This is a genomic window from Pseudomonas sp. LFS074 (genome assembly GCF_047978165.1).
Lineage (GTDB): Bacteria > Pseudomonadota > Gammaproteobacteria > Pseudomonadales > Pseudomonadaceae > Aquipseudomonas > Aquipseudomonas putida_P.
The window spans coordinates 2,446,782-2,473,256 of sequence record NZ_JBFPFV010000001.1; the positions used below are offsets into that span (position 1 = coordinate 2,446,782).

Annotated in this window: 27 protein-coding genes; 15 read left to right on the forward strand and 12 right to left on the reverse strand. The window is 62.9% G+C overall.

The features are described from left to right. Positions 1-4: 4 nt before the first annotated feature. Positions 5-916 carry an AraC family transcriptional regulator gene (locus ACNQP3_RS11315; RefSeq protein WP_060493299.1) on the reverse strand — a complete coding sequence of 304 codons (912 nt, stop codon included), beginning with the start codon at positions 914-916 and terminating at the stop codon, positions 5-7. Positions 917-1,018: 102 nt separating this feature from the next. Here ACNQP3_RS11315 and ACNQP3_RS11320 point away from each other — a divergent pair, with 102 nt between their 5' ends. The 5 genes from ACNQP3_RS11320 (at position 1,019) to ACNQP3_RS11340 (ending at position 5,508) form a co-directional block, all read left to right on the forward strand. Beyond that, positions 1,019-1,579 carry a carboxymuconolactone decarboxylase family protein gene (locus ACNQP3_RS11320; RefSeq protein ID WP_041166474.1) on the forward strand — a complete coding sequence of 187 codons (561 nt, stop codon included), beginning with the start codon at positions 1,019-1,021 and terminating at the stop codon, positions 1,577-1,579. Positions 1,580-1,678: 99 nt separating this feature from the next. Continuing rightward, positions 1,679-2,743 carry an acyl-CoA dehydrogenase family protein gene (locus ACNQP3_RS11325; protein ID WP_179026957.1) on the forward strand — a complete coding sequence of 355 codons (1,065 nt, stop codon included), beginning with the start codon at positions 1,679-1,681 and terminating at the stop codon, positions 2,741-2,743. Next, the gene (locus ACNQP3_RS11330; protein ID WP_012271922.1) at positions 2,740-3,561 is read left to right on the forward strand and encodes an ABC transporter ATP-binding protein; all 822 of its coding nucleotides are present in this window, start codon (positions 2,740-2,742) and stop codon (positions 3,559-3,561) included. The genes ACNQP3_RS11325 and ACNQP3_RS11330 overlap by 4 nt, the downstream gene beginning before the upstream one ends. Beyond that, entirely contained in the window at positions 3,548-4,753 is a 1,206-nt protein-coding gene (locus ACNQP3_RS11335; RefSeq protein WP_012271923.1) for an ABC transporter substrate-binding protein, read from the forward strand. The genes ACNQP3_RS11330 and ACNQP3_RS11335 overlap by 14 nt, the downstream gene beginning before the upstream one ends. Next, on the forward strand, positions 4,753-5,508 hold the full coding sequence (locus ACNQP3_RS11340; protein ID WP_060493298.1) for an ABC transporter permease: 756 nt from the start codon (positions 4,753-4,755) through the stop codon (positions 5,506-5,508). Before ACNQP3_RS11335 ends, ACNQP3_RS11340 begins: the two co-directional genes overlap by 1 nt. A gap of 48 nt (positions 5,509-5,556) precedes the next feature. On the opposite strand, the gene ACNQP3_RS11345 is transcribed toward ACNQP3_RS11340, so the two are convergent. Both ACNQP3_RS11345 and argC read right to left on the reverse strand, forming a co-directional pair. Next, complete coding sequence (locus tag ACNQP3_RS11345; RefSeq protein ID WP_012271925.1) at positions 5,557-6,243, reverse strand: GNAT family N-acetyltransferase; 687 nt, start codon at positions 6,241-6,243, stop codon at positions 5,557-5,559. 80 nt (positions 6,244-6,323) lie between these two features. Further along, positions 6,324-7,265 carry an N-acetyl-gamma-glutamyl-phosphate reductase gene (gene argC, locus ACNQP3_RS11350; protein ID WP_264317036.1) on the reverse strand — a complete coding sequence of 314 codons (942 nt, stop codon included), beginning with the start codon at positions 7,263-7,265 and terminating at the stop codon, positions 6,324-6,326. Between the two features lie 107 nt (positions 7,266-7,372). On the opposite strand from argC, the gene ACNQP3_RS11355 reads away from it, so the two are divergent. Beyond that, positions 7,373-8,254 carry a LysR family transcriptional regulator gene (locus ACNQP3_RS11355; RefSeq protein WP_012271927.1) on the forward strand — a complete coding sequence of 294 codons (882 nt, stop codon included), beginning with the start codon at positions 7,373-7,375 and terminating at the stop codon, positions 8,252-8,254. 23 nt (positions 8,255-8,277) lie between these two features. Here the strand turns inward: ACNQP3_RS11355 and ACNQP3_RS11360 are convergent, their stop codons facing one another. Both ACNQP3_RS11360 and ACNQP3_RS11365 read right to left on the reverse strand, forming a co-directional pair. Continuing rightward, positions 8,278-8,484, reverse strand: a complete 207-nt coding sequence (locus tag ACNQP3_RS11360; RefSeq protein WP_012271928.1) for a tautomerase family protein — start codon at positions 8,482-8,484, stop codon at positions 8,278-8,280. Positions 8,485-8,502: 18 nt separating this feature from the next. Next, positions 8,503-9,237, reverse strand: coding sequence for an SDR family NAD(P)-dependent oxidoreductase (locus ACNQP3_RS11365; RefSeq protein ID WP_060494376.1), 735 nt, complete (start codon positions 9,235-9,237; stop codon positions 8,503-8,505). A gap of 124 nt (positions 9,238-9,361) precedes the next feature. On the opposite strand from ACNQP3_RS11365, the gene ACNQP3_RS11370 reads away from it, so the two are divergent. Beyond that, complete coding sequence (locus ACNQP3_RS11370) at positions 9,362-10,282, forward strand: LysR family transcriptional regulator (RefSeq protein ID WP_264317037.1); 921 nt, start codon at positions 9,362-9,364, stop codon at positions 10,280-10,282. Between the two features lie 94 nt (positions 10,283-10,376). Beyond that, complete coding sequence (locus tag ACNQP3_RS11375; RefSeq protein WP_012271931.1) at positions 10,377-10,649, forward strand: hypothetical protein; 273 nt, start codon at positions 10,377-10,379, stop codon at positions 10,647-10,649. Positions 10,650-10,710: 61 nt separating this feature from the next. Here the strand turns inward: ACNQP3_RS11375 and ACNQP3_RS11380 are convergent, their stop codons facing one another. Further along, the gene (locus ACNQP3_RS11380; RefSeq protein ID WP_012271932.1) at positions 10,711-11,361 is read right to left on the reverse strand and encodes a TIGR04211 family SH3 domain-containing protein; all 651 of its coding nucleotides are present in this window, start codon (positions 11,359-11,361) and stop codon (positions 10,711-10,713) included. A 270-nt stretch (positions 11,362-11,631) separates the two neighbouring features. On the opposite strand from ACNQP3_RS11380, the gene ACNQP3_RS11385 reads away from it, so the two are divergent. Both ACNQP3_RS11385 and ACNQP3_RS11390 read left to right on the forward strand, forming a co-directional pair. Beyond that, complete coding sequence (locus tag ACNQP3_RS11385) at positions 11,632-12,975, forward strand: OprD family porin (RefSeq protein ID WP_264317038.1); 1,344 nt, start codon at positions 11,632-11,634, stop codon at positions 12,973-12,975. Between the two features lie 132 nt (positions 12,976-13,107). Next, positions 13,108-13,587: a VOC family protein gene (locus ACNQP3_RS11390; protein ID WP_060515312.1), complete on the forward strand. Its 480-nt coding sequence runs from the start codon at positions 13,108-13,110 to the stop codon at positions 13,585-13,587. Between the two features lie 85 nt (positions 13,588-13,672). On the opposite strand, the gene ACNQP3_RS11395 is transcribed toward ACNQP3_RS11390, so the two are convergent. Continuing rightward, complete coding sequence (locus ACNQP3_RS11395) at positions 13,673-15,421, reverse strand: BCCT family transporter (RefSeq protein ID WP_179026962.1); 1,749 nt, start codon at positions 15,419-15,421, stop codon at positions 13,673-13,675. Positions 15,422-15,737: 316 nt separating this feature from the next. Here ACNQP3_RS11395 and ACNQP3_RS11400 point away from each other — a divergent pair, with 316 nt between their 5' ends. The 4 genes from ACNQP3_RS11400 to ACNQP3_RS11415 all read left to right on the forward strand — a co-directional run bounded on the left by ACNQP3_RS11400 (position 15,738) and on the right by ACNQP3_RS11415 (position 17,951). Then, positions 15,738-16,055: a hypothetical protein gene (locus ACNQP3_RS11400; protein ID WP_012271936.1), complete on the forward strand. Its 318-nt coding sequence runs from the start codon at positions 15,738-15,740 to the stop codon at positions 16,053-16,055. 8 nt (positions 16,056-16,063) lie between these two features. Continuing rightward, positions 16,064-16,264, forward strand: a complete 201-nt coding sequence (locus ACNQP3_RS11405) for a DUF1289 domain-containing protein (protein WP_012271937.1) — start codon at positions 16,064-16,066, stop codon at positions 16,262-16,264. A gap of 49 nt (positions 16,265-16,313) precedes the next feature. Continuing rightward, positions 16,314-16,955, forward strand: a complete 642-nt coding sequence (locus ACNQP3_RS11410) for a LysE family translocator (RefSeq protein WP_012271938.1) — start codon at positions 16,314-16,316, stop codon at positions 16,953-16,955. Positions 16,956-17,162: 207 nt separating this feature from the next. Further along, on the forward strand, positions 17,163-17,951 hold the full coding sequence (locus ACNQP3_RS11415; RefSeq protein ID WP_060515310.1) for a substrate-binding periplasmic protein: 789 nt from the start codon (positions 17,163-17,165) through the stop codon (positions 17,949-17,951). A gap of 17 nt (positions 17,952-17,968) precedes the next feature. Here ACNQP3_RS11415 and ACNQP3_RS11420 read toward each other — a convergent pair whose 3' ends face one another. Genes ACNQP3_RS11420 through ACNQP3_RS11435 form a run of 4 tightly spaced genes read right to left on the reverse strand, consistent with a single transcriptional unit; the run spans position 17,969 to position 23,112 of the window. After that, positions 17,969-18,988, reverse strand: coding sequence for an XdhC family protein (locus ACNQP3_RS11420; protein WP_264317039.1), 1,020 nt, complete (start codon positions 18,986-18,988; stop codon positions 17,969-17,971). A gap of 39 nt (positions 18,989-19,027) precedes the next feature. Beyond that, complete coding sequence (locus ACNQP3_RS11425; protein ID WP_264317040.1) at positions 19,028-20,389, reverse strand: c-type cytochrome; 1,362 nt, start codon at positions 20,387-20,389, stop codon at positions 19,028-19,030. Between the two features lie 18 nt (positions 20,390-20,407). Continuing rightward, complete coding sequence (locus ACNQP3_RS11430; RefSeq protein WP_264317041.1) at positions 20,408-22,657, reverse strand: xanthine dehydrogenase family protein molybdopterin-binding subunit; 2,250 nt, start codon at positions 22,655-22,657, stop codon at positions 20,408-20,410. Further along, the gene (locus ACNQP3_RS11435; protein ID WP_012271943.1) at positions 22,657-23,112 is read right to left on the reverse strand and encodes a (2Fe-2S)-binding protein; all 456 of its coding nucleotides are present in this window, start codon (positions 23,110-23,112) and stop codon (positions 22,657-22,659) included. Before ACNQP3_RS11435 ends, ACNQP3_RS11430 begins: the two co-directional genes overlap by 1 nt. Before the next feature lie 258 nt (positions 23,113-23,370). On the opposite strand from ACNQP3_RS11435, the gene ACNQP3_RS11440 reads away from it, so the two are divergent. After that, positions 23,371-25,557, forward strand: coding sequence for an OsmC domain/YcaO domain-containing protein (locus tag ACNQP3_RS11440; protein ID WP_060494370.1), 2,187 nt, complete (start codon positions 23,371-23,373; stop codon positions 25,555-25,557). A gap of 23 nt (positions 25,558-25,580) precedes the next feature. On the opposite strand, the gene ACNQP3_RS11445 is transcribed toward ACNQP3_RS11440, so the two are convergent. Next, the gene (locus tag ACNQP3_RS11445) at positions 25,581-26,474 is read right to left on the reverse strand and encodes a DUF6708 domain-containing protein (RefSeq protein WP_264317042.1); all 894 of its coding nucleotides are present in this window, start codon (positions 26,472-26,474) and stop codon (positions 25,581-25,583) included. Between the last annotated feature and the right edge of the window lies 1 nt (position 26,475).

Below are 26,475 nucleotides of genomic sequence, written 5' to 3' on the forward strand. Positions count from 1 at the left end.
GCTTTCAGCGCCCTTCATGCTGGCGCCGGTACGCCCCCGGCTGCACCCCCACCGCTTTGGCAAACGCGCGGGTAAACGCTGCCACCGACTGATACCCCACCTGCGCACCCACTTGTTCAACAGTATTTCCTGCCCGCAGCAACTGGCTGGCATGGCGCATGCGCAGCGCCAACAGTACTTGCCCCGGCGACTGCCCGGCCAGTTCGCTGAACCGCTTGAAAAACGCCGACCGCGACAAACCGGTGCAGGCGGCCATGCTCTCCAGCGTCCAGGCTTGCCCCGGTTGCGCGACCAACTGTTCCAGCAGCCCGGCAAATGCCGGCTGGCGGGCGAGGGCGATCAGCCCGCCCAGTGACTGCTCGGCATTTACCTGCTGGCGCAGCACGTACAGGAACAACAGGTGCGTCAGCCGCTCAAGCAATACCTGCGACGGGCCTGCGGCACGCCGGCATTCTTCCAGAATCAGCCCGAACAGCGCCCGCGCTGCGCTGCCAGCGGGGTCTTCGGCGCGCAGCAAGATCCAGTCAGCCAGGCCCTCGACAATCAACGAAGTCAGGCCCGACTGAAAATGGAAGAAGCCGCAGACCAGCCCAACGCCATCGCTGGCCTCGCTGTCCAGCGCCTGCATGGCCTGGCGCGGTTGGGCGCAGGCGTCTACCGGGTCCTGGTCGCTGGACAAGCGATAGGCCAGGTCGCGCAACAGGAACACCGCGTCGCCTTTTTCCAGCCGCACCGGTTGCGGTTGGCCATCGATGTGCAACCAGCAGTGCCCCTGCACCACCAGATGGAAGCTGGCGCGGCCCATGCCCTGGGTGCTGGCATGCCAGCCGCCACAGTAGCGGCCCACATGAAACAGGCTGGCATCGAGCTCCAGGCTTTCTAATAACCAATCGACAAGGTGGCTGGACGAAATCATCTAATGCAAAGACTCAGGAGCAAGGAAAGGCGACTGATGAATATGGAGGGTAATTCTTATAACCAACAGACTGTAGTGACCCCCATCAAAGGAGACCACTCCATGTCCTCGCGCATTACTTTACACACCCTGCAGAGCGCCCCGGAAGCGGCGCGTCCATTTCTCGAAAACGCCCAGAAGAATTCTGGCTTCATCCCCAACCTGCTCGGCGTGCTGGCCAACGCCCCGGCGGCGCTGGAAACCTACGTGACCGTGTCGGCACTCAATGGTAAATCCGACTTGAGCCTGGCCGAGCGCGAAGTGGTGCAGTTGATTGCCGCCACTGTGCATGGTTGTGATTTCTGCGTGGCTGGCCATACGGCTGTGGCGCTGAACAAGGCCAAGCTGCCGCAGGAGGTAGTGGATGCCCTGCGTGCCCGTGGTGAACTGCCCGATGCCCGATACGAAACCCTGGCTGCCTTCGCCCGTGAAGTGATCGCTACCCGCGGCAACGTCGGCGAAGCCACCTACCAGGCCTTCCGTGAAGCTGGCTTCAGTGAAGGCAACGCCCTGGAAGTGATTCTTGGCGTAAGTCTCGCAACCCTGTGCAACTTTGCTAATGTTTTCGCCCAGACCCCGCTCAACGACGAGCTTGGCAAGTACCGCTGGCAGCCAACTGCATAGCCCACGTGTGATAGCGACCCAGACGCGGTCGCTGTAGGAGCGGCCTTGTGCCGCGAATGGGCCGCCAAGCGGCCCCGGCGTTCCAAAAGGAGCAAGACCATGCAAGATTGTGCATTTCGACAATGGCTGGATGCCAATGCCGAGGCCATCGACCGGGGCCTGTGCGAACCGCAACAGGTGCTGGCGCAGATTGCCGAGTCGCAGTTGCTGCGCATAGGTGTCGACCCGGCGCAGGGTGGCACAGGCGGGCGGGTGACCGACGCTGTCGAGGCAATCGCCGCTATTGCCAGCCGATCGTTGGCGGCGGCGTTCGTCTGCTGGGGCCAGCGCGCCTTCATCGAATACCTGTTGCACAGCCCCAACCACGCCCTGCGCGAGCGCCTGCTGCCGGGCTTGTTGACGGGCGAACTGGCCGGTGCCACCGGGCTGTCCAACGCCATGAAGTTTCTGTCCGGCATCGAAGCGCTGCAGGTGCGTGGCCGCCCGGCAGCCGATGGCTGGCAGCTGGAAGGGCGCCTGCATTGGGTGACCAACCTGCGCAAGAGCGGCTTCGTGGTGGCGGCGGCCATCGAAGATGAAGCCGGTGGCGCGCCGTTCGTACTGGCGATTCCTTCCAATGCCCAGGGCCTGGAGCGCTCTGACGACCTGCAACTGATGGGGCTGCAGTCGAGCAACACGGCAGCACTGGCGTTTCACCAGGTGCCGCTGGCGCGTGATTGGCTGCTGCATGAAAATGCCCGCGAATTCTTGCCACGGGTACGCCCGGCGTTCCTGGCGCTGCAGTGCGGCATGGCCATCGGCCTGGCGCGACGGGCGTTGGAAGAGGTTCAGGCGCACTTGCATGGGCGCACCTCGTTCCTCGACGAAGCCCGTCAGGTGCTCAGCGAGCGCCTGGAAAATACCGTCAGCGAGCTCAAGCAGGGCCTGCTCGAAGGCCGCTTCCAGCAACACCCAGCGGCCTTGTTCAAGCTGCGCATCACCTTGGCTGAATGTGCCGCCGACGCCGTGCAGTTGGAGTTGCAGGCCAGTGGTGGCAAGGCTTATCTCAGCGAGTATGGCGAAGGCTTTGCCCGTCGCTGGCGTGAGTCGGCCTTCGTGCCGATCGTCACCCCCAGCTTGGTGCAACTGCGCGCCGAACTGCAACGCCAGGCGGGCGCCGCATGAGCGCAGTGTTGCTCGAGGCCCGTGACATCAGCCTGGGCTACCCACGCGAAGGTGGCTGGCAGGAAGTGCTGGCGCAGTTCGACCTGCAGCTGGCGCCGGGCGAAGTCGTGAGCATCCTTGGCCCCAGCGGCGTCGGCAAGTCGAGCCTGCTGCGGGTGCTGGCAGGCTTGCAGCAGCCCCGTGGCGGTCGCGTGAGCCTGCACGGTCAGCCGCTGCAGGGGCCGCACCCGCGCCTGGCGGTGGCTTTTCAGGACCCGAGCCTGCTGCCTTGGCTTAGCCTGGAGAAGAACGTTGCCTTTGGCCTGGACTTCGCCCGTCAGCCCAAACTGGCTGCTGCCGAGCGGCGTGCACGCATCGATCATGCGATTGCCGCTGTCGGCCTTGAGCATGCCCGTGGCCAGTACCCGGCGCAGCTGTCTGGCGGCATGGCCCAGCGTACCGCGCTGGCCCGCTGTCTGGCCCGCCAGCCTGAAGTACTGCTGCTCGACGAGCCGTTCGGCGCGCTGGACGAAGTGACCCGGGCCGACATGCAGCAACTGCTGCTGCAACTGATCGCTACCCACAACACGGCGGCGGTGCTGATTACCCACGATATCGACGAAGCCCTGCTGCTGTCCGACCGGGTTCTGCTACTGGGCAACCACCCAGCGCACATCCTCGGCCAATGGCACATCGACCTGGCGCAACCGCGCGCGCAGCGGATCGAAGAACTGGGCGCCTTGCGCATCGAAATTCTCAAAACCCTTCGGCGGGCAAGCCGCACAGTCGAACCTACCTCAACCCCGTTGCCCTCGGAGGCTGTCCATGTGCATGGATGACTGCTGTTCCACTTCATCGCGTCGTGATTTTCTCAAACTCGGAGCCATGCTTACCGCCGCCGGTGCGCTGCCGTTGCTGTCGAGCTTGCAGGCCCGCGCCGCCGCCGAGCCGGACGCACCGGTGCGCATCGGCTATCTGCCGATCACCGACGCCACGCCACTGCTGGTGGCGCATAACAACGGGCTGTTCGAGGCCGAAGGCATCAAGGCCGAGCGCCCGGTGCTGCTGCGCAGTTGGGCGCAGGTGATCGAGGCGTTCATCTCGGGCCAGGTCAACGTCATCCACCTGTTATCGCCGATGACCGTATGGGCGCGCTATGGCAGCAAAGTGCCGGCCAAAGTGGTGGCCTGGAACCATGTGGGCGGTTCGGGGCTGACCGTGGCGCCCGATATCACCGACATGAAACAGCTCGGTGGCAAGACCGTGGCGATTCCGTTCTGGTATTCGATCCACAACGTGGTACTGCAGCAGATGCTCAACGACAATGGTCTGTCGCCGGTGTCGAAGCCGGCCAATGCGCAGCTAGCTGCCAACGAAGTCAACCTGCTGGTGCTGCCGCCGTCCGACATGCCACCGGCGCTGGCCAGCAAGCGCATCGCCGGCTACATCGTTGCCGAGCCGTTCAATGCCCTGGCCGAAAACCTCAAGGTTGGCCGCGTGCAGCGCTTTACCGGCGATGTGTGGCGCAATCACGCCTGCTGCGTGGTGTTCATGCACGAACATGACCTGAACAACCGTCCAGAGTGGTCGCAGAAGGTGGTCAACGCCATCGTCAAGGCCCAGCACTGGACCCGCGACCACCGCGCCGAGGCCGCGGCCTTGCTGTCCAAGGCCGGCCCCAACAAGTACACCCCGCACGAGCCTGCGGTGTTGGCCAAGGTTCTGGCGCCTGCCGCCGAGGACCGTGCAGGCTATATTGCCAGTGGCGCCATTCGCCATCAGCAGTGGGACGAAAAACGCATCGACTTCCAGCCATACCCGTTCCCGAGCTACACCGAAGAGCTGGTCAAGCGCCTGAAAACCACCCTGATCGAAGGCGACAACGGCTTCCTGGCCGGGCTGGACCCGGCGCAGACCGCCCGCGACCTGGTCGACGATCGCTTCGTGCGCAATGCCATCGCTGCAGTCGGCGGCCCGTCGGTGTTCGGCATTGCCGACAACTTCGAGCGTAGCGAGGAGTTCGCGGTCTGATGCGCACCCATGTCGTACATGCCGGCCTTGGGCTGGCCGGGTTGTTGGCCTTGTTGCTGTTGTGGTGGGCCGGTGTTGCCATGTTCGGCCAGGCCGACGGCCTGTCGGCGCGCTTTTCACCGGCGGCTACCTTGGCCAGTCTGGTCGAGCTGTTGGGGCAGGGCGAGGTCTACGGGCATATCTGGGTCAGCCTCAAGCGTATCCTGGTCGGGCTGCTGCTGGCGCTGCTGATAGGGGTACCGTTGGGCTTGCTGGTTGGCAGCTACCGGCACCTGGAGGCGGCGACCACGCCGGCGTTCCAGTTTTTGCGCATGATCTCGCCATTGTCGTGGATGCCGGTGGTGGTGATGCTGATGGGTGTGGGTGACCAGCCGATCTACTTCCTGCTGGCGTTTGCCGCGTTGTGGCCGATCTTGCTGAACACCGCGGCAGGGGTACGGCAACTGGACCCACGCTGGCTGCAACTGAGCCGCAGCTTGAGCGCCACGCGTTGGGAGACCTTGTGCAAGGTGATCGTGCCGGGGGTGATCGGCCATGTGCTGACCGGGGTGCGTCTGGCCATCGGTATTCTGTGGATCGTGCTGGTACCGTGCGAAATGCTGGGCGTGAGTGCGGGGCTTGGGTATTTCATTCTCGATACCCGCGACCGGCTGGCGTACTCCGAGCTGATGGCGATGGTGCTGCTGATTGGCGTGCTGGGGTTTGTGCTGGATGCCCTGGCGCGTGGGCTGCATCGACGCTGGGTACACGGTTGACGGGGCAATGGGGCTTCTCGCGGGCATGCCCGCGATGAAGCCCTACGCTCAATGCACGGTTTTGCGCTGCCGCACACATTCCTGGGCTTGAGCGGCCAATTCATCCAGCCGCTCATCGCGCATCTGCTCCGCTTCGATCATCGCATCCTCACCTTGCTGGTTAAGCAGGTAGGTATGAATCTGCAGCACTTCAGCCGTCTGATAAATCGGCGCAATGTCCAATCGCCCTATCAATGCGCCGCTGGCTTGCCCGGTGCTACTCATCAGCACTTGCGGACCATTGGCGGCCACCGCCTGCATACCCATGGCCTCGAACCACGGCACCTGGCTGGCGAAGGCATTGAGTTCTACACAGGCATGGCGAGCTCGCAAGTCGTCCAGCAAGGCGCGGGCGATGCCCTGGCGGCGGTGGCTGGGGCGCACGGCCAGGAATGCCAGTGCACAGGCCTGCTGGTCGTCCTCGGCTGGCAGAGACAGGGCAAAGCCCAGCAACTGGTCCGGTGCTTCGGCATCCAGCGCCAGGGTGAGCGCAACGGCCAGGCCACGGTTGCCGTCCAGTGCTTGCAGGTACTGGTGCACTTCCATGCCGACGCCGTACTGGTATAGCGGGTACAGCGGGTTGTCGGCAGTGATGGCGACACTGCTCAGTTCGCCGACATTGTGGATTACCAGCTCGCGGATCTGGTTCTGGAAAGATTCGGGCGGCACGCTGTCGAGGCGGCTCAGGATGAACATCGGGGGGCAGGCTCCGGCGGGTGAGATTACAGCCCGCGCTGTGTTGGCGCGGGTTGTACAGTCTAACCGGTTTTGCCGTATCAGCCTTGTGCCTGTAATGCACCGAGCATCAGGTCGAGGTTTTGCACCGCAGCACCCGAGGCGCCTTTACCCAGGTTGTCGAACACGGCGGTGAGCAGGACCTGGCCATGCTCGGGGTTGGCGTACAGCGCCAGGCGCAGGTTGTTGCTGTCGTTCAATGCCTCGGGGTCGAGGTTTGCCGCAGCGCCGTGCTGGTGCAAGGGCATCATCTGGACGTGCCGGGCACCCTGGTAATGCTGCTCCAGGCAGGCCTGCAACTGTTCGGCGTTGACCTGCCCAGGCAGCAGGCGCAGCTGCAGTGGAATGCTCAACACGATACCTTGGCGGTAGGCGCCGTAACCGGGCATGAACATCGGCCGCGCCGACAGCCCTGCGTGCTGCTGAATTTCCGGCACGTGCTTGTGCGCCAGTTCCAGGCCATACAACTGCAAGGCCGGGGCTTTGCCCGCGCCGGGTTGTTCATGCCGCTCCACCGCAGTGCGCCCGCCGCCGGAGTAGCCGGAGATGGCATGGATGTTCAGTGGGTAATCTGCAGGCAACAGGCTAGCCTTGACCAGCGGCCGTAGCAAGGCGATGGCACCCGTGGGGTAGCAACCTGGGTTGCTGACCCGCTTGCTGTTCGCGATACGCTCGGCTTGTCGCTCGTCAAGTTCCGGCAGGCCATACACCCAGCCTGGCGTGATGCGGTGCGCGGAGCTGGCGTCGATCACCCGCACGTGTGGGTTGCTGATTGCTGCCACGGCCTCACGTGCAGCATCGTCGGGCAGGCACAGCAGCGCGATGTCGGCGCTGTTGATCGCCTCGCGGCGGCGTTGCGGGTCTTTGCGCTCGGCCTCGGGCAGGGTCAGCAGGCGCAGGTCGCCACGGCCCTGCAGGCGGGCATGAATTTGCAGGCCGGTGGTGCCTTGGTCGCCATCGATGAAGACAACAGGGGTGTGCATGGTCGGGGTCCGGTTGGGGAAGGATGGCCTATGCTCGCCTGTGGCTTTGCTAATGAAAATTTGAATATGATGATCGACATGTTCATTTTTTCTGAATTGATCCGACCATGCGCGAAATCAGCCTCGACCGCCTCCGCACGTTGGTGGTCATCACCGACCTGGGTTCATTTGCCGAGGCCGCCCGCCAGCTCAACCTGGCGCCGCCCACCATCAGCCTGCACGTGGCTGAACTGGAGGCGCGAGTGGGGGCCCCGTTGCTTACCCGCACCCGTGGTCAGGTGCGGCCCACGGCCATCGGCGAAACACTGCTGCTACGTGCCCGCCGCCTGTTGGCGGACGCCGACCTGGCGCTGGACGAAGTACGCCGGCAGGTCGAGGGGTTGACTGGGCGGGTGCGCCTGGGCGCTTCTACCGGCGCCATCGCCCATTTGCTGCCACAAGCCTTGGCGCGGCTGCGCATGGAGCACCCCGGGATCGACGTGCAGGTACAGGTGCTGACCTCACAGGCCTCGCTCACGCGCCTGCGTGAAGGCACGCTGGATATCGGCCTGGTGGCCTTGCCGCAGGTGGCCGGCAAAGGGCTGATGGTCACCCCCTGGCGGCGCGACCCGATTCTTGCCTATGTGCCGGCCGACTGGCAGCCACCGGCAAGGGTCACGCCGGGCTGGTTGGCGCAGCGGGCATTGATTCTCAACGACAGCACTACCCAGCTGTCACGGGTGACCGGGGAATGGTTCGCGACAGCGGGGTTGTACCCCACGCCGCGCATCGAGCTGAACTACAACGATGCGATCAAGAGCCTGGTCGGCGCCGGCTACGGGGCGACGCTGTTGCCGCAGGAGGGGGAGGCGGCCGAGCTGGACCGGCGTATTGCTCGCCGGCCATTGCGGCCGGGGTTGTGGCGGCAGTTGGGCATTGCTTGCCGGGCGGGGCAGGCAGAGCGGGCCACGGGGTATGTGCTGCAAGCGTTGGAGCGGTTACGGCAATAGGGGCCGCTCGGCGGCCCCAGGCCTCAACGCCGCTCTCGCGCCCGGACTGCGGTCACGGTCTCGCCACCGACACCCCAGTTATCGGTTGGCACCTCCTCGATCACCACAAAGGTACTGGCAGGCGGCTTCCCCAGCACCTCCTGCAGCATACGGGTCGTCTGTTCGATCAACTGGCGCTTGTGCTCAGCGCTCACCCCTTCATCGGTTACGCGAATATGGACATAAGGCATGGTTGCTTGCTCCTCGGGTCAATGCCATGTGCCGGCGGTACTGCCGCCATCCACCGGCAGGATGACGCCGCTGACGAAGCGTGAATCGGCCAGGTACAACACCGCGTCCACCACGTCCTGGGGCGAACCGGTGCGGCCGCTTGGCGACAGTGCGCCCATCCCCTGAACATTGTCGCCATGCAGGGGGGTCTCGATGATCCCCGGCGCCACGGCATTCACCTGCACGCCGCTGGCCGCCAGTTCCAGCGCCAGGCCTTTGACCGCCTGGTTCAGGCCGCCTTTTACCAACACCGGCAGCAGGGCTGGTACGCGGGTATCCGGCTGCAGGGCGATGGAGGCCGTGATGGCGATGATCTGCCCATGCCCTTGCTGGGTCATGATCCGCGCTGCTTCCTGGGCTGGGTAGAAAAAGCCTTTGAGGTTGGTGCCGACCAACGCGTCCACATCCATTGCAGTGTATTCGGCAAACCGTTTGGCAATGAAAATGCCGGCGTTGTTGATCAGGATGTCCACACCGCCAAAGGTGTGAGCGGCCTTGGCGAACAAGCGTTGCGCCGTGGCCGGTTCGGCGATGTCACCCGCTACGCCAATAAACCGCGAAGCGTTGCCGAGGCGAGCGGCGGCCTGCTCCAGGCGTGCCTCGCTGCGGGCATTGCCGACGACGTTGTCGCCGCGTTCCAGGAAGGCCTCGGCCAGGGCAAAACCCAGGCCGCTGGAGGCCCCAGTGATGATGACGGTACGTGGCTTGTTCATGTGCTTGGTCTCCAGTGAATTGAGCCATCGGCTCGATGTGGACTCACTGTAATTGGCTACCGATGCTTGAAAAATAAGGCGCGAGGCATTTCAATCGATACACCATGTAATTAATTGAGCCGCCATGCCCCGCCATTTCGATGACTTGCAACTGGGTAGCCTTGAGCTGTTCTGCCTGGCCGCCGACAGTGGCAGCTTCACTGCCGCAGCCGCACTGGCCGGCGTCACGCCGGCGGCGGTCAGCCGCAACGTGGCGCGTCTGGAGGAGCGCCTGGGGGTACGGTTGTTTGTCCGTACCACGCGGCAAATTCGCCTGTCCGCAGCGGGCCATGCCTATTACCTGCAATGCCGACAGGCGCTAGGGCAACTGGTCGAAGCCGAACGCCAGGTAACGGGTGGGCAGATCGAGCCCAGTGGCTTACTGCGCATCAGTGCGCCCACGCCCTATGCCCATCATCGGTTACTGCCGCTGCTGCCGCGCTTTCGCCAGCGCTACCCGCAGGTGCGGGTGGACGTGCATGTCAGCAACCGCAACGTCGATTTTGCCGAGGAACCCTTCGACCTGGCCATTCGTGGCCGCGAACCGGCCGACTCACGGCTGGTGGCGCGTCGGCTTGAGGATGCCGAGCTGGTGGTGGTGGCCACCCCGGGCTACCTGGCCGGTGCCGGCATGCCGCAGGTGCCACAGGACTTGCAGCACCACGAGTGCATCCAGTTTGAAATGCCCAGCAGTGGCCGCCGCCCGCCGTGGACCTTTCGCCAGGATGGTCGTCAGGTGGAAGTGGAAACGCAGGGGGCGTTCACCTGCCTGGGCGACTTTCTAGCCACGGCCACGCTGGTGCGCCACGGCGGCGGGCTGATGCAGGCTTATCGCTTTACTGTGCAAGACGCATTGGTCAGCGGCGAACTGGTCGAGGTGCTGACGGCGTTTGGCGGCACCTCTCGGCCCTTCATGTTGATCTACCCGCAGGCACGGCACATGCCATTGCGGGTGCGGGTGTTCATCGATTTCCTGTTCGCCGAGGCCGGGCAACCGCTGAGCTGACGTGGTGCGGTGCAGGCATGGGCCGACTATGCTTTTGGCTGCGCCGAGCCGAATAGGCCTCGACGAACCTTACGGTTTTCCAGGAGAACGCTCCATGAAATCCATGAAATGCATACCCTTGCTGGTGATTACCTCCGTCCTCGCTTTTGCCGCACACGCAGACCCAGCAAGCAACTGTGCGGCCAAGATCAAGGAACTGGAGGATTTCCATAAAGCCAGTGGTCAGGCGATGCATGGCGGCATGGCCCATGACTTCAAAGTTCATCTGCAAAATGCCAAAGATGCTCAGAGCAAGGGTGACATGGCTCAATGTCAGGCCTCTGCGGACCAAGCCAAGACCATCTATAACAAGGCTCGTAGCAAATAAGCTCGTACGGGCCTCTTCGCGGGTAAACCCGCGAAGAGGCCCGTGCAGGATGGCCCCGCCGTCAGAACCAGCGATCGTTCTTCTTGCGTCCCCGGGTCAGCGCCGGCAGGATCAACCCCGCCAGCAAACCCGCACCAGCAATGCTGCCGCCATACACCATGTAGCGCATCATCACCTGCTTGTTCTCATCCCCCAGGCGCGCCTGGGTATCGCGCAGCTCCGACTGGCTTTGGTCCAGCTGCTCGTTCAGCGCCTTGTTGCGCGCCTCCAGTTCGTCGATCAGCTGTTTGCGCGAATCGAGCGTTTCCTGCATGCCCTGCACGCGGTTTTTCCAGCTGTCGTCGATGGTCTTCAGCTGCCCGGTCAGTTCCACGACCTGGGCATCGAGCATCGGCAGGCGTTCGTTCTGTCCAGGAACCGCCTGCAGGTCGTTGCTGAGAATCCACACCACATCGCCGTTCTGCCCGCGCACCTGGCTGTAGTTGCCCTGGCTGCCGATCAGGGTGAGTTTTTGCCCGGACTTGAGCGTTCCGACGATGCGGTGGCCATCCGTCGGGCCGCTGCGCACGTAGGTGCTCAGGCTGTCGCTGACCCAGCGTGCATCGCTGGCAGGCTCTTCGGCGTGCACCGGTGCGGCAAGGGTCACCAGGGCGGCAATCAGGCCGCCGCGCAGGGCAGGGAGGACGGAAGCAATTGGGCGGGAATCGGGCATGTTGGGTCTTCGCTGAAACAGGACAAAAGTAGGCCCGGTGACTGGGCCGATGAACCGGTCGGTGAGTTGACCGTCAGCCAAAGACCGTTTTTTTGTAAGCAGGTTCACTACCTGACGTCGGAAATGTCTGCAGGATGTTGCAAGGCCCGACCCAGGGCATTGCCTTGTCGATGACGCAATTGTAATGCGCCGATCACCTTGGCGTTATCTGCCGGCCGTCAATCTCGGCCCGCCGACATAACAACAAATGCGACGTTCAAGGAGCATCGGATGACCCGCAGATCACCCCTGAAACTGGCGGCTTGCCTGGCACTGGCCAGCGTTGGCAACCAGGCCATGGCCGCAGAAGAAAGCGCTGAAGGCTTTGTCGAGGGCAGTACCCTCAGCGTGCTCAACCGCAATTTCTACTTCAACCGCGACAACCGCGATTCCGCCGCCCCCACGCACAACCCCAACAAGCAGCCTGACAATGGCTACTCCGAAGCCTGGGCTCACGCTGTGATTACCCGCTTCGAGTCGGGCTTCACCCAGGGTACTGTCGGTGTTGGCCTGGATGCGTTCGCCATGCTTGGCCTCAAGCTCGACACCGGCGGCGGTCGCAACGGCGGGCGTAGCTCTTTCGATGTAATGCCCGTTGACCGTGATGGCCAGGCCCGTGACGAATACACCAAGATAGGTGGCGCGGCCAAGGTGCGCCTGTTCGACACGGTCCTGAAGGTAGGCGATGTGTTCCCGGCCAACCCGGTGGTGGCGGCAGGCGACTCGCGGCTACTGCCGGAAAGCTTCCGTGGCGTGACCCTGGAGAACACCAGCATCAAGGACCTGACCTTGCAGGCCGGGCGTTTGCACGCCATGAGCCAGCCAATGTCCAGCGACCTGCGGGAAAACTTCGTGACCTTCTACGGCGGCCCGGTCGATTCGCCGTGGATTGCCTATGGCGGTGGTGACTACACGCTCAATGACCATGTCAGCGTCAGCCTGTTCAGCAGCCGGCTCAAGGATGTGTGGAACCAGTACTACGCCGGCACCAGCCTGAGCTGGCCGTTGAGCGATGAGCTGGCCCTGCTTGGCGGTTTCAACTATTACAAGGCGGTTGATGAAGGGCAGCGGCGCCTGGGTGCCTTCGACAATGACATCTGGAGCGCCAAGGTCGGCGTGCGCCTTGGCGCTCACACCCTGGCGCTGACTCACCAGCGCAACAACGGCGACGATGACTTCGACTACCTGCGCCAGTCCGACTCGATCTTCCTCGACAACTCTATCCAGTACAGCGACTTCAACTCGCCCAAGGAGCGCTCGTGGATGCTGCGTTACGACCTGAACATGGCCGCCTATGGCGTGCCTGGCCTGTCGTTCATGACGCGCTACGGCAAGGGCACAGACGCCGACTACTCCAATGCCAACGCCACCTACATGCGCCGCGACGGCGACGGCAACCCACTGACCGACCAGAAGCGCTGGGAACGTGACATCGAGGTCAAGTACGTGGTGCAGACCGGCGCAGCCAAGGACCTGTCATTGCGCGTGCGCCAGGCCACCACCCGGGCCACGGCCTTCGAGTCGGACCTGGACGAAGTACGGCTGATCGTGGAATACCCGCTTTCGATCCTGTGAATTCACCTTGGCAGCCTTGTTGCTCCTTTGGTTTGGGTGAATATTTTGGCGCTCCGCATGGAGCGCTTTTTTTTCGGGCTATTAAGTTGCAGCTAGACTCATGGGTTCACACCCTTTCAGGGAGCCAGGACCATGACTGCCAAGAATACCGTCTGCCTGTGGTATGACCACGATGCCGAAGAAGCGGCGAACTTCTATGCCCGAACCTTCCCCGATAGCCAGGTGGTCGCGGTGCACCAGGCACCCGGCGATTACCCTTCAGGCAAGCAGGGCGATGTGATTACCGTGGAGTTCACGGTAATGGGCATTCCTTGCGTCGGGCTCAACGGTGGTTCGACCTTCAAGCACTGCGAGGCGTTTTCGTTCCAGGTCAGCACCGCGGACCAAGCCGAGACCGACCGTTTGTGGGATGCCATTGTCGGCAACGGTGGCGAGGCCAGCGTGTGTGGTTGGTGCAAGGACAAATGGGGGATTTCGTGGCAGATTACCCCACGTGTCCTCATCGAAGCCATCGGCCACCCCGACCGTGCGGCGGCCAAGCGGGCGTTCGAGGCCATGATGCAGATGGGCAAGATCGATGTGGCCAAGATAGAGGCGGCATTGAAGGGTTGAGGCAGGTTCTGCTTAAGTCCCCGCCTCGCAGCCCCTTTAGGTGACACAAGGCCGTTTCGACAGGGGACCGCCCAGCCTTGCAGGGTCAGGTTTGGGAAACTTCGTTCGCTGCCGTTACCGGCTTTGTCGAAGCCTTCTTTTCCTGCACCACAATGTAAAATTCCTCACCATGCTTTACCGCACCATACAGCACGGCTTTTTCGATCAGTTCGTTGCCGCGCAGGTGACGCAGCATCATCGGGTCCTTGCGCAGGTCGCGGTAAAGCGCCAGGCACAGCAGTACCATCACCATCACGAACGGCAAGGCGACGACGATGGTCAGGTTCTGCAGCCCGGTCAGTGCCTCGCCGGGGTCACGCGGGTCGCCAATCGCCAGCATGATCGCCGCCACCGTCCCGGTCAGCGCGCCCCAGAAAATTACCGTGCGCCGTGATGGCGCGGTGGTGCCGTGTTCCGATAGCGTGCCCATCACCAGCGAGGCTGCATCGGCTCCCGAGACGAAGAAAATGCCTACCAGGATCATCACCAGCACCGAAGTCGCCGAGGCCAGCGGGTAGCTGTCCAGCAGTTGGTACAACGCGTGGTTGCTGTTGACCGCACCGTTGGCCAATTGGAGGGCACCCTCGCGCACGGCATCGATGGCGGCGCCGCCGAAGATGGTGAACCACACCAGGCTGACCAGGCTCGGCACCAGCAGCACCCCTGTAACGAACTGGCGGATGGTGCGGCCGCGGCTGATGCGGGCGATGAACATGCCCACGAATGGCGTCCAGGAAATCCACCAGGCCCAGTAGAACACGGTCCAGCCGGCCAGCCAGTTGTTCATCTGCTCGCCGCCACTGGCGTTGGTGCGGGCCATCATTTCCGGGAGCATCTTGATGTAGATGCCGAGCGATGTCGGCAGCAGGTTGAGCATCAACAGGGTTGGCCCGACCATGAACACGAACACCGCCAGCACCAGCGCCAGCACCATGTTGGTGTTGGAAAGCCACTGGATACCCTTGCCGATGCCCGACACCGCCGAGGTGACGAAGGCAATGGTCAGCAGGGTGATGATCGAGATGTAGAACAGCTTGCCGGGGCTTTCGATCCAGCCGTTGTATTCCAGGCCGCCGGCAATCTGCAGCGCACCCAGGCCCAGCGAGGCGGCCGAGCCGAACAGCGTGGCGAAAATCGCCATCATGTCGATCAGGCGGCCGAGTGGGCCGTTGGCGTGCTTGCCGATCAGCGGCCGGAAGGCTGCGGAAATCAACTGCGAGCGGCCACGGCGGAAGGTGCCGTAGGCGATCACCAGGCCGACGATGGCGTACATGGCCCAGGGGTGCAGGGTCCAGTGGAACAGGGTGGTGGCCATCGCCACCTGCATCGCTTCGCTGGTCTGCCCGCTGGCCGAACCGGGCGGCGGCGATACGTAGTGCGACAGTGGCTCGGCCACGCCGAAGAACATCAGGCCGATCCCCATGCCTGCGCTGAACATCATTGCTACCCAGGACACCGTGCGGAACTCCGGCTGTTCGCCATCACGGCCCAACGGAATTCTGCCGTAGCGGCTGGCGGCCAGCCACAGCACGAACACCACGAACAGGGTGGAAGTGAGCACGAAGAACCAGCCAAAATTGAGAATGACCCAGGATTGCGCGCTGGAGGCGCTGCTGGCCAGGCTGGCCTGGTTGAGGAAGCCCCAGAGCACGAATGCGATGGCCAGGAGGCTGGTGAAGCCAAAGACGATCCAGTCGAGTTTGCCCTCGAAATGTCGGTCCTGGCGGGCTTCTGCGGTTTTCGAGGGGTCTGTCACGCCAAGATCGAGTGTTTCGGTGATGTGTTCCTTTGCCATGAATGATGAGGCCCCTTTGTGGTTTACCTGCGTATGCAGGCTTGTTGTTGTATGGGCTACCGAGCGCGATGAAGGCTTCGGCGGGGTGGAGTGCTGGCGCGATTATCCTGCGCCGGAAAAGGCGACGCCTGTCCCCATAGCGCCCTGGGGCGTCCATTACGCGACTTGGCAAATACTTTTAGTTCTGGGGGCAGTGGCCCTTTCTGCCTCGGCTTCTGGTAACCTGATGGGCATTACCCGGGCCCGCACATACGAGCACCGTAGAAGCGCTGCTGCTTGCGGCCCTGGCCGTACCAGGAAACGGAGATTCGTCATAATGGCCACTGACCGTGTGAGCCTGATTCATTTCGATAAATTGAGCATGAGCCCTGCCGCTGCCGATCGGTTCCAGAAAGCCCTCGACGCGCTGGCAGCGCTCAAGCTGCAGGACCGTTACGTGTACCTCATCGCTCCTTATCTGGGTGATATCGCTGACGCCTCCGACCTTGAACAACTGGACACCGCCCTGGGCCAGTGCATTCGTGTGGTCGATGAGCTGCTGGCTGCCAGGTCGGTCAGCAAGGCCAAGGCCGAAGAAGTACGCCAGGTGTTTCACAGCGCCGCCGAACGTGCTCGGGCGGAAATGCCCGGCTGAGTGGTGGCATGGCCAAAGACATCGACAACCCTTGCGTCTCTTTATGCCAGCTGAACAGCGAGCTGTGCGTGAGCTGCGGCCGCACCCGTGACGAAATCCGCAAGTGGCGGGGCATGAAGCGCCCCGAGAAGATGGCCACTGTGCAGCGGGCGGCGACGCGAATGAAGGCTATCGCCAAGAAGGCGGCCAAGCGGCAGAATGCCGACTGAGCCTGCGTGCCATTCACGCAACCTTTCCTGATTGTTTGTCGAGCCTGAAATGGATTCTCACTCGCTGTTTGCGTTTACCCTGGTCGCCGCCATCGCGATCGCCAGCCCTGGCCCTGCCACCTTGATGGCCATCAACAACAGTCTGGCCCATGGCCAGCGCAGCGCGATCTGGTCGTCGCTGGGCAATGGCACGGGCCTGTTCTGTCTGTCGGCCGCGGCCATGTTGGGGTTGGGCGCATTGCTGGCCAGTTCTGAAGTGCTGTTCAATGCCGTGAAAATCCTGGGGGCAGGCTACCTGTTTTACCTGGGGGTGCGGCAGTTGTTGAAAAAAAGCCCGATGCTGGAGCAGGGCGCCGCAGAGGGTGCAGCCAAGGCAAGGCCTACGCCGCTGAAACTGTTCAAGTCGGCCTTTCTGACGGCGGTGACCAACCCCAAGGCGACCATGTTCTTCACCGCGCTGTTCCCGCAGTTCATCGACCAGGGCGCGGCGTTATTACCGCAGTTCCTGACCTTGACAGGCATTTTCGTGGCCTTGTCGCTTACTTCACTGAGCTTGTATGCCGCCCTGGCTGCGCGGGCCAAGGGTGTGTTGACCCGACCTTCGCTGTCGCGCTGGGTGAGCCGGGTGGTGGGCACCACCTTTATCGGTTTTGGCGCGGCGATCCTGGCAATGCGGCGGCAGGGGGCCTGAAAAGGCCGGATTCCAGTCAACTGTGCGGGCCCTCATTGTCTATCCTCCGGCGGTTTTTCTGCTGGCCGATGAAAGGCCCGTCTATTGGCCGCTGATGGTCCAGACTGCCTAGAAGACGCACAGATGATTGCTGCAGCCGACCACAGTAGGTGGCAGCCTTTGGCCACCATGTCGGGTCGCCGGATGTACATGTGCCGAGGGTCGTAGATGATCGAGCGTTGCTTTCGCCGCGCCTTGCTACTGTTGTGCCTGTTGCCGCTGCCCCTGGCTGCGGTAGCGGATGATGCATGCCGACGGCTCACCGCGACCGGCAATCCTGAATACCCGCCGTACTTGTGGCGCGACCCGCAAAACCCCCAGCAATTGATCGGTGCCAATGCTGACCTGCTCAAGTACTTGGGCAAGCAGTTGGGGCTGGATATCGAAGTGGTTTACGGCGGGCCGTGGTCGCGAGCCCAGGAAGAGGTGCGCACCGGTCGGATCGATTTGCTGGCCGGGTATTTCCTGACCGAAGCACGCCGGCTGCAGATGGACTTCATTGCCCCGCCATTCCTGCATACCCCCAGCGTGGTCTGGGTGCGCCAGGACAATGCCTTTGCCTACCGACAATGGGCCGACCTCAAGGGCCACAAGGGCGGCACTCTGGTCAACAACAGCCATGGCCAGCAGTTCGATGAATACGCCCGGGCCAACCTAACCCTTGAAGCGGTGCCCAGCGCCCGGCAGGCGTTCGAGAAGCTGATGCACAAGCGCAGCGATTACGTGGTGTACGAGCAGTACCCTGGTATGGCGCTGGCGCGTACCTTGGGCATCGCAGCCACTGTGCAGGTGTTGCAGCCGCCAGTGTCCAGCGAAGGGTTGTACCTGGCGATTTCGCATGATTCGCCCTGTAACCTGCCGCAGTTGCGTGAGGCGCTGGCGCGGGAAATGGCGAAGATAGTTGCCGGAGCGCTGCCCGATCATTTGCTGAAGCAGAACCTGGAGCGGTGGCAGTAACGCGCAGGTGCGCGCTTCTACAGGGACCGTGCCAATCGTTCTGCTTCCTTGGCTTGGGTGACGTTGACTGCCCCAGGCAAACTGACGTTGTTCTTCGCCGCGAGGATCTCGGCCATGACGCTGACTGCAATTTCCGCTGGGGTCTTGCTGCCGATGTAGATGCCAATCGGGCCGTGCAAGCGCCGCAGCGAAGCTTCGCTCTCACCGAAGTGCTCGATCAGCCGTTCACGGCGTAATTGGCTGTTGCGCCGCGAACCGATGGCGCCAATGTAGAACGCCGGGCTGTGCAACGCTTCGAGCAGGGCCAGATCATCCAGTTTTGGGTCGTGGCTGACGGCGACGATGGCGCTGCGAACGTCAGCGGCGAAGGCGCGGACCACGTCGTCTGGCATGCCAGGCAGCAAGTTGACCCCGGCAACATTCCAGCCTGCCGTGTACTCCGGGCGCGGGTCGCACAGCGAAACGCTGAAACCGTTGAACAGGGCCATGGTGGCGAGGTACTCGGCCAGTGCGCCGGCACCGATCAGCAGCAGGCGGTAGCCTGGGCCGAGGGTGCTGAGCATGCGCTGGCCATCGAAGCTGAACAGTTCAGGCAAGCCCGTGGCGCAGAGGCTGGCTTCGCCGCTTCGCAGGTTCAGGTCACGGCGTACCAGGCTTGCGCGGTCGAGGCAGGCCAGCAGTTGTTCAAGGTGCTCCAGCGAAGGGGTGAACTCCAGCACCAGTTCGAGGGTACCTCCACAGGGCAGGCCGAAGCGGTGGGCCTCGTCGGCACTGACGCCATAGCGCACGACCTGGGGCTGGCTGGCGGGCATGCCGGGGCCTTCGTATGCACGGGTGTAGCGATGGATGAGGTCGTCCTCGATGCAGCCCCCGGAAACACTGCCGACCATTCGACCGTCACTGCGCAGGGCCATCATCGAGCCGACCGGGCGCGGGGATGAGCCCCAGGTGCGGGCGACCGTGGCGAGCAGGGCGCGGTGGCCGGCTGCAAGCCAGTCACGGGTAGTGCGCAGGACCAGCAGGTCGATGCTTTCCATTGGGGCTCCATTAACCTAGGTGTTCAAAAGTTGTCCGATTCAGCGCATATGCAAGATGATCGGGCTGCTACTGGCCGGGTTGGTATGCCCTCGCAGCTTGCCCACTGCTTGCGCGTTCACCGCGCCACCCTGGTTACCCCATGCCGTACGCACGAAGCTCAGCACTTCGGCAATCTCCTGATCACTCATCTGTTCGCGAAAAGCCGGCATGCGATAGGCATCCGGCACCCCGGCAGCCACCACCCGCTGCGAACCGTTGAGGGTGATATTGATGGCCGAGGCATCCTCCCTGGCCAGTGCCGAGGTTGCCCCGGCCAACGGCGGCATCCATTCGGCCTGGCCTTTGCCGTCCAGGCCGTGGCAGGAGGCGCAGCGGGTCACATAGGCATGCGCCCCAGGGCTGTCGAGCTGCGCAGCTGCCGATTCGGCCCGGTATTGCCACGGCGCGCCGTCACGCTGTGGGTCACCGGGCAGGGACTTCAGGTAGTGGGCGATGGCGGCCAGGTCATCGTCATGCATGAATTGCGTGGAGTTGTTGAACGCCTCGGTCATCGAACCAAATACCACGGCATGCCGGTTGCGCCCGGTCTTCAGAAACTGCGCAATCTCAGCCTCGCTCCAGCGCCCCAGCCCGGTGTTGTGGTCGGCGCGCAGGCTAGGTGCGTACCAGCCGTCGAGCAAGGCGCCAGCCAGGAACGGCTTGCCACTGTCATCCAGTGCCTTCTCGTTGAACGCCAGGCCGCGCGGTGTATGGCAACTGCCGCAGTGGCCAGGCCCCTGGACGATGTAGGCGCCACGGTTCCATTGCGCATCTTGCCCGGCCTTGTCGGCGTAAGGCGTTGTGGCAGCGAACAGCCCGTTCCACAAGGCGATTGGCCAGCGCAGGTTCAGTGGCCAGGGGATGTCGCTGGCCAGGTTGGTCTGCTGCACCGGTTGCACGCTGTGCATGAAAAAGGCGTACAGCGCCTTTACATCGTCATCAGTGAGCTTGGCATAGGACGGGTAGGGCATCGCCGGGTACAGCCGTCGACCACCGGGCGCGACACCTTGGCGCACGGCGCGGTCGAAGTCGGCCAGGCTGTAGTTGCCGATACCCTTGTCGCGATCGGGAGTGATGTTGGTGGCGTGGATTGCCCCCAGTGGGGTGGCCATCTCCAGCCCGCCGGCAAACGGTTTGCCGTCTGGCAGGCTGTGGCAGGCCACGCAGTCGCTAAGCCGGGCCACGTACTCGCCGCGGCTGATCAGCGCCGGGTCGGCTTCGGTGGCCTGCGCCTGCGCCTGGGCCTGGGCTTCGGCGAACGGCGAAGCAGGCTCACGGGTGACATACCAGGCCAGCAGGCCTGCCGCGACCAGGCACGGCAGCGCCAGCCAGCCAGCGGTTCTTGCGAAACGATGGGTCATGGGGCGTCCCTTGTGCGATCAGCTGAAGGTATGGCGGCTCAATGGCAAGCTGCGTACGCGTTGGCCGGTGAGCTGCGCGACCGCGTTGGCCACCGCCGGGGCCACGGCCGGCAACGGTGGTTCGCCAATGCCGCCCATCTTCGCCCCGCTTTCGACGATGCGCACATGCACCCGGGCCATGCGCGCAGGCGGCAGGATCGGGTACAGGTCGTAATTGCGCGCGCGCGGCTTGCCGTCCACGTACACCGCTTCTTCCACCAGCGTCTGCGACAGGCCAAGGGCGACGGCGCCATTGACCTGGTGCTCGATGATCGCCGGGTTGACGATGCTGCCCGGGTCGATGGCCTGCCAGATGTCGTGTACCTTGACCTGGCCGTTGTCGATGGACACCTCGGCAATGACCGCAGCCTCCGAGCCGAACGGTGAGGCCATGGCCACACCGCGTGCGCGCTTGCTACCGTCTTCGGCGGTGAACGGCCCACGCTTCCAGCCACCGGACAAGTCGGCGACCGCGTTCAGCAGGTGGGTCAGGCGTGGGTTGTCGCGCAGCAGGTGAAGGCGCAGTTCGAACGGGTCCTTGCCGCCTTTGTCAGCCAGCTCGTCGAGGAATGACTCGTAGAAGAAGTCGTTCAGCGAATTGCCCACAGAGCGCCAGTAGCCGAGCATGGCTGGGCCTTTGACGTAGATCTGGGCGATGCGCTTGTTGGCGATGGCGTAGGCCTTGCCCGACAGCCCCTCAAGCGCGGTCGGGTCGATCTTGTCCCCCTGTTTGCCTGCGATGGCCTCGGTTGGGCCTTCGGTGGCGCTTATCGCTTCGAGGGCCACTGGCATGCCGTCGGCATCCAGCCCGGCGCGGAACTTCACCACGGCAACCGGGCGCAGTACATCACGCAGGAACTCTTCTTCGCGGCTCCAGATAAGCTTTACCGGCCGGCCAACGGCTTTGGCCAACGCAATGGCCTGCGGGTAAGGGTTGGCCGAGTCGTACAGGAAATGCCGGCCAAAGAACCCGCCCAGTAGCGGCGAGTGCAGGTTGATCTGTGCAGGCTCCAGGCCGGTGCGCTTGGCAATGTCGTCACGGAACATGTCCGGGGCCTGGTTGGGCAGCCAGACGTCCAGGGTGCCGTCCGGGTTGAAGCGGGCGAGGGCGGACGGCGGCTCGAGCTGGGCATGGTTGAGGTATTGATTGTGATAGCTGGCCTCGACCTTGGTCTTGGCATTGCTCAGGGCGCTGGCCACATCACCTTCATTTTCTTCATCACGGGCCGGGCCCTTGACCGTGGCGAGGTGTTCGCGCCAGGCGTCGCTGGAAAAGTCGGCCGGCATCGGCCGAACCTTGCTGTCGACGGTTGGCTCTTTCCAGTCCACTTGAAGCGCCTCCACCGCACGCTTGGCGTGCCACCAGCGTTCTGCGACCACGGCCACGGCGCCCGGCAGCTGATGCACCGAATGCACGCCTTTCATGGCCTTGACCTGGTCTTCGTTGCGCAAGCTGCCCACGGTCATGCCCAAGCGTGGCGCATGCTGCACGGCGGCGTGGAGCATGCCGTCGACCTTGATGTCGATGCAGTACTGGGCCTTGCCAGTGGATTTGTCATAAGCATCCAGGCGGCGTACGGGCTTGCCGATCCAGCGAAACTGGCTGGGGTCGCGCAATTTGACGCTGGCCGGGTCGGGCACGGGCAGGTCCATGGCGCGCCCCGCCAGTTCTCCGTAGGATATGGAGCGGCCAGTCGTGGTATGTACCACGTTACCCGGCGTGGTTGAAAGCTCATCGACCGGCACGCCCAGCTGTTCGGCGCCCGCCTGCAGCAGCATGGCTCGGGCGAGGGCGCCCAGGCGGCGCATGGTCGGATAGCTCATGCGTACCGACATGCTGCCGCCGGTAATGCGCATGCCGTTTTCCATCACCACGTAGGCTTCGCCCGGTGGTGCGCTGTCGACCACGAAATGAGCCGGGTCGACGTCAAGTTCTTCACCGACGATCTGTGCCATGGCAGTAAACGGGCCTTGCCCACCCTCCATGAAGGGGCTGAGCAGGCGTACCGTGCCGTCTGGGCGAATTTCCAGAAACGCCGGCACCTGGGTGCCGCGCTCAGCAGTTGCCGCCGCTGCAGCTTGCACGCGAGCCGAGCCCATGGGCAGGCCGAAGCCCAGTACCAGGGCACCGACTGCGGTGCTGGCCAGAAAGCGCCGACGCGACAGGTTGACCGTTTCGCCCAGTTGCAACCTGTGCAGTTCGGCGAGGGTATCGACGGGCGTGTTCATCAGGCCTGCTCCCCTTGGGCCAAGTCATGCACGGCGGCATGGATGGCGTTGTAGGTGCCGCAGCGGCACAGGTTGACCATGGCTGCATCGATCTGCGCATCGCTAGGCTTGGGCGTGTGCTTTAGTAGCGCAGTGGCTGCCATCACCTGGCCAGACTGGCAGTAGCCGCATTGGGCCACCTGGTGCTCGACCCAGGCGGCGACCACGCGTTTGCCGACGGCATCGGCCTCGATCGCCTCGATGGTGGTGACCTCGCGGCCGACCACGCCTGCCACCGGGGTGACGCAGGCGCGCACCACGTTGCCATCCACCAGCACCGAACAGGCGCCGCACTGGGCCAGGCCGCAGCCGTATTTGGTGCCGGTCAGCCCCAGGTCATCGCGGATCACCCACAGCAAGGGCGTATCGGCGTCCGCCTCGACCTGATAGGTCTTCTGGTTGATGCGTAGTTCCATGGTTCACCTGCCAGTCATCGGTTGCTGTCGCGTTGTTTTTTTCAGTGCGGGAATACGTTGTTCCCCAGAGAAGAAACGCTAGCACAGGGGGATGACCGCTGGTCTGGTGTCGGGGCGAGGTTCAGAGGATCAGGCAAGCAATCCGGTGGAATGCGCAAGGGCGTGAAGGGGTGGGGCAGGTAAACAGGACTTCCGTTGTGAAAACCCGGATAATGCCGGGCAATTTCGTTTTGCACGCTTAAATCACGGTAAATCCGCATGGAAATCAAGGTCAATTTTCTCGACAATCTCCGTCTCGAAGCCAAGTTCGACGACTTCACGGTGATCGCCGATCAACCGATCCGCTACAAAGGCGACGGTTCGGCCCCAGGCCCGTTCGACTATTTCCTGGCGTCTTCGGCCTTGTGCGCGGCTTACTTCGTCAAACTGTACTGCCAGACCCGCGACATCCCCACCGAAAACATTCGCCTGTCGCAGAACAACATCGTCGACCCGGAAAACCGCTACAACCAGATCTTCAAGATCCAGGTCGAGTTGCCCGAGGATATTTCCGAGAAGGACCGCCAGGGCATCCTGCGCTCCATCGACCGCTGCACTGTCAAGAAGGTGGTGCAGACCGGCCCCGAGTTCGTGATCGAAGTGGTCGACAACCTCGATGCCGACGCCCAGGGCTTGCTGATGCCGGTGTCGGACACCAGCACCTACATCCCCGGCAAGGACCTGCCGCTGGAGCAGACCATCGCCAACATGTCGGGCATTCTCGCCGGGCTGGGGATGAAGATCGAAATCGCCTCGTGGCGCAATATCGTGCCCAACGTCTGGTCGCTGCACGTGCGCGACGCGCAGTCGCCGATGTGCTTCACCAACGGCAAGGGTGCCACCAAGGAAGCCGCGCTGGCCTCGGCACTGGGTGAGTTCATCGAGCGCCTTAACTGCAACTTCTTCTATAACGACCAGTTCTGGGGCGAAGACCTGGCCAATGCGCCGTTCGTGCATTACCCCAACGAGCAGTGGTTCAAACCGGGCCCGCGCGATGCGTTGCCGGCCGAGATCCTCGACGAGCATTGTCTGGAGGTCTACAACCCTGACGGCGAATTGCGTGGTTCGCACCTGTACGACACCAACTCGGGCAACAAAGCGCGGGGCATTTGCTCGCTGCCGTTCGTGCGTCAGTCCGACCAGCAAGTGGTGTACTTCCCGTCCAACCTGATCGAAAACCTGTTCCTCAGCAATGGCATGAGCGCCGGCAACACCCTGGCCGAGGCGCAGGTGCAGTGCCTGTCGGAAATCTTCGAGCGCGCCGTCAAGCGCGAAATCCTGGAAGGCGAGCTGTGCCTGCCGGACGTGCCGCAGGAGGTGCTGGCCAAGTACCCGGCGATCGTCGCCGGCATTCAGGGGCTGGAAGAGCAGGGCTTCCCGGTACTGGTCAAGGATGCGTCGTTGGGTGGCGAGTTCCCGGTCATGTGCGTGACGCTGATGAACCCGCGCACGGGCGGTGTGTTTGCCTCGTTCGGCGCACACCCAAGCCTGGAAGTGGCGCTGGAGCGTAGCCTCACCGAGCTGCTGCAGGGCCGCAGCTTCGAAGGCCTGAACGACCTGCCGCAACCGACCTTCGAAAGCCACGCGCTGACCGAGCCGAACAACTTCGTCGAGCACTTCATCGACTCCAGCGGCGTGGTGTCATGGCGCTTCTTCAGCGCCAAGGCCGACTTCGAGTTCGTCGAGTGGGACTTCTCCGGCCACGGCGAGAACTCCAACCAACAGGAGGCCGCGACGCTGTTCGGCATCCTCGAGGCGCTGGGCAAGGAAGTGTACATGGCGGTGTACGACAATCTGGGCGCCACTGCTTGTCGCATTCTGGTGCCGGGCTACTCGGAAATCTACCCGGTCGAGGACCTGATCTGGGACAACACCAACCGTGCCTTGTCGTTCCGTGCCGACATCCTCAACCTGCACAGCCTCGACAGCCGCTCACTGAAGCTGCTGCTCAAGCGCCTGGACAACTGCGATGTGGATGACTACACCACCATCACCACGCTGATCGGCGTGGAGTTCGACGAGAACACCGTTTGGGGCCAACTGACGATCCTTGAGCTGAAACTGCTGATCTGCCTGGCGGTACAGCGCTTCGAGGATGCCAAGGAACTGGTCGAGGCGTTCCTGCAGTTCAACGACAACACCGTCGAGCGCGGCCTGTTCTACCAGGCGCTGAACGTGGTGCTGGAAGTGCAGTTGGATGACGAACTGGAGATGGGTGACTACGAAGCCAACTTCCGTCGGATGTTCGGCAACGCGCGCATGGACGCGGTGCTGGGTTCGGTGGACGGCAGCGTGCGCTTCCATGGCCTGACCCCGACCAGCATGAAGCTCGAAGGGCTTGATCGCCACTTGCGCTTGATCGAGAGCTACAAGAAGCTGCACGCGGCGCGGGCCAAGTTTGCCTGATAACCGCCGCCCTCAAGCGTCGCTCATACGCGCCTTTTTTGGGTTGAAGGTGCTGGAGCTTCCTCGAACGCTTCTGGGGGCGGTGGCGCCGCTCGGACGTTGAACAGGCGGCAGATGCCGTACCAGCAGATGGCGACGGTGAGGTTATAGGGGAACAGCACGGCCCAGAACGGCAATTGCCAGTTCTTTTTGCCCTGCATTTCACCGGGCTCACCGGTTCGCCAAGGAGCGTAGTGGCGCCACGCTTCGGCTGGGGTCAGGCAGATGGCGTGCAGCGGCTTGTGCCACCAGTTGGGCTCGCCGGGCGGGGGGAGTTTGTCCGGGCCGTGAGCCATGAAATGGCGGAGGTATTCCCAGACTTCGGCGACGTGCTTCACGCCGGGTTCGGTGGGTTCGTTGCTGTCGACCCAGAGGCAGTCTTTTTGGTGGAGGCTGCCATCTGCCCGGCGAGGGGCGAAGGCGAGGGCGTAGCTGGTGCTGAACGATGAGCCGCCGTTTTCGGTGCGTTTGAAAAGGCCTCCGCCCGTGTTGCTCCACTCAAAGACAAATAGCTTACTCAACCGCTGATAGTAAATTTTCTGAGTTGATCGGTTGAAGCATAAGCTTGATAAGCGTTTTATGAAATATATTCGATAGGCTAAAAACGGGAGGAAGATGAAAGGTCCAATTACTGTGAGGATGATAAAGGTATAGCTAAAGGTGTATGGGTCCCATGCTTCGCTGGATAGTAGGTATGGGTAGAAGAAGATAATCGACGCGACAATCATTGCGCAGTAAATCTTTCCCATAAATACAGAGTCTGTTACCCAGGGGTTTCGCAGGGTTAAAGTGTTACTTGATAAGTTTAATAGCTGTCCGCCAATAGCAGGTTTGTGCCCGGAGTCTGTGGTTGGATTGAATAGCCAGATGGTCGCCATG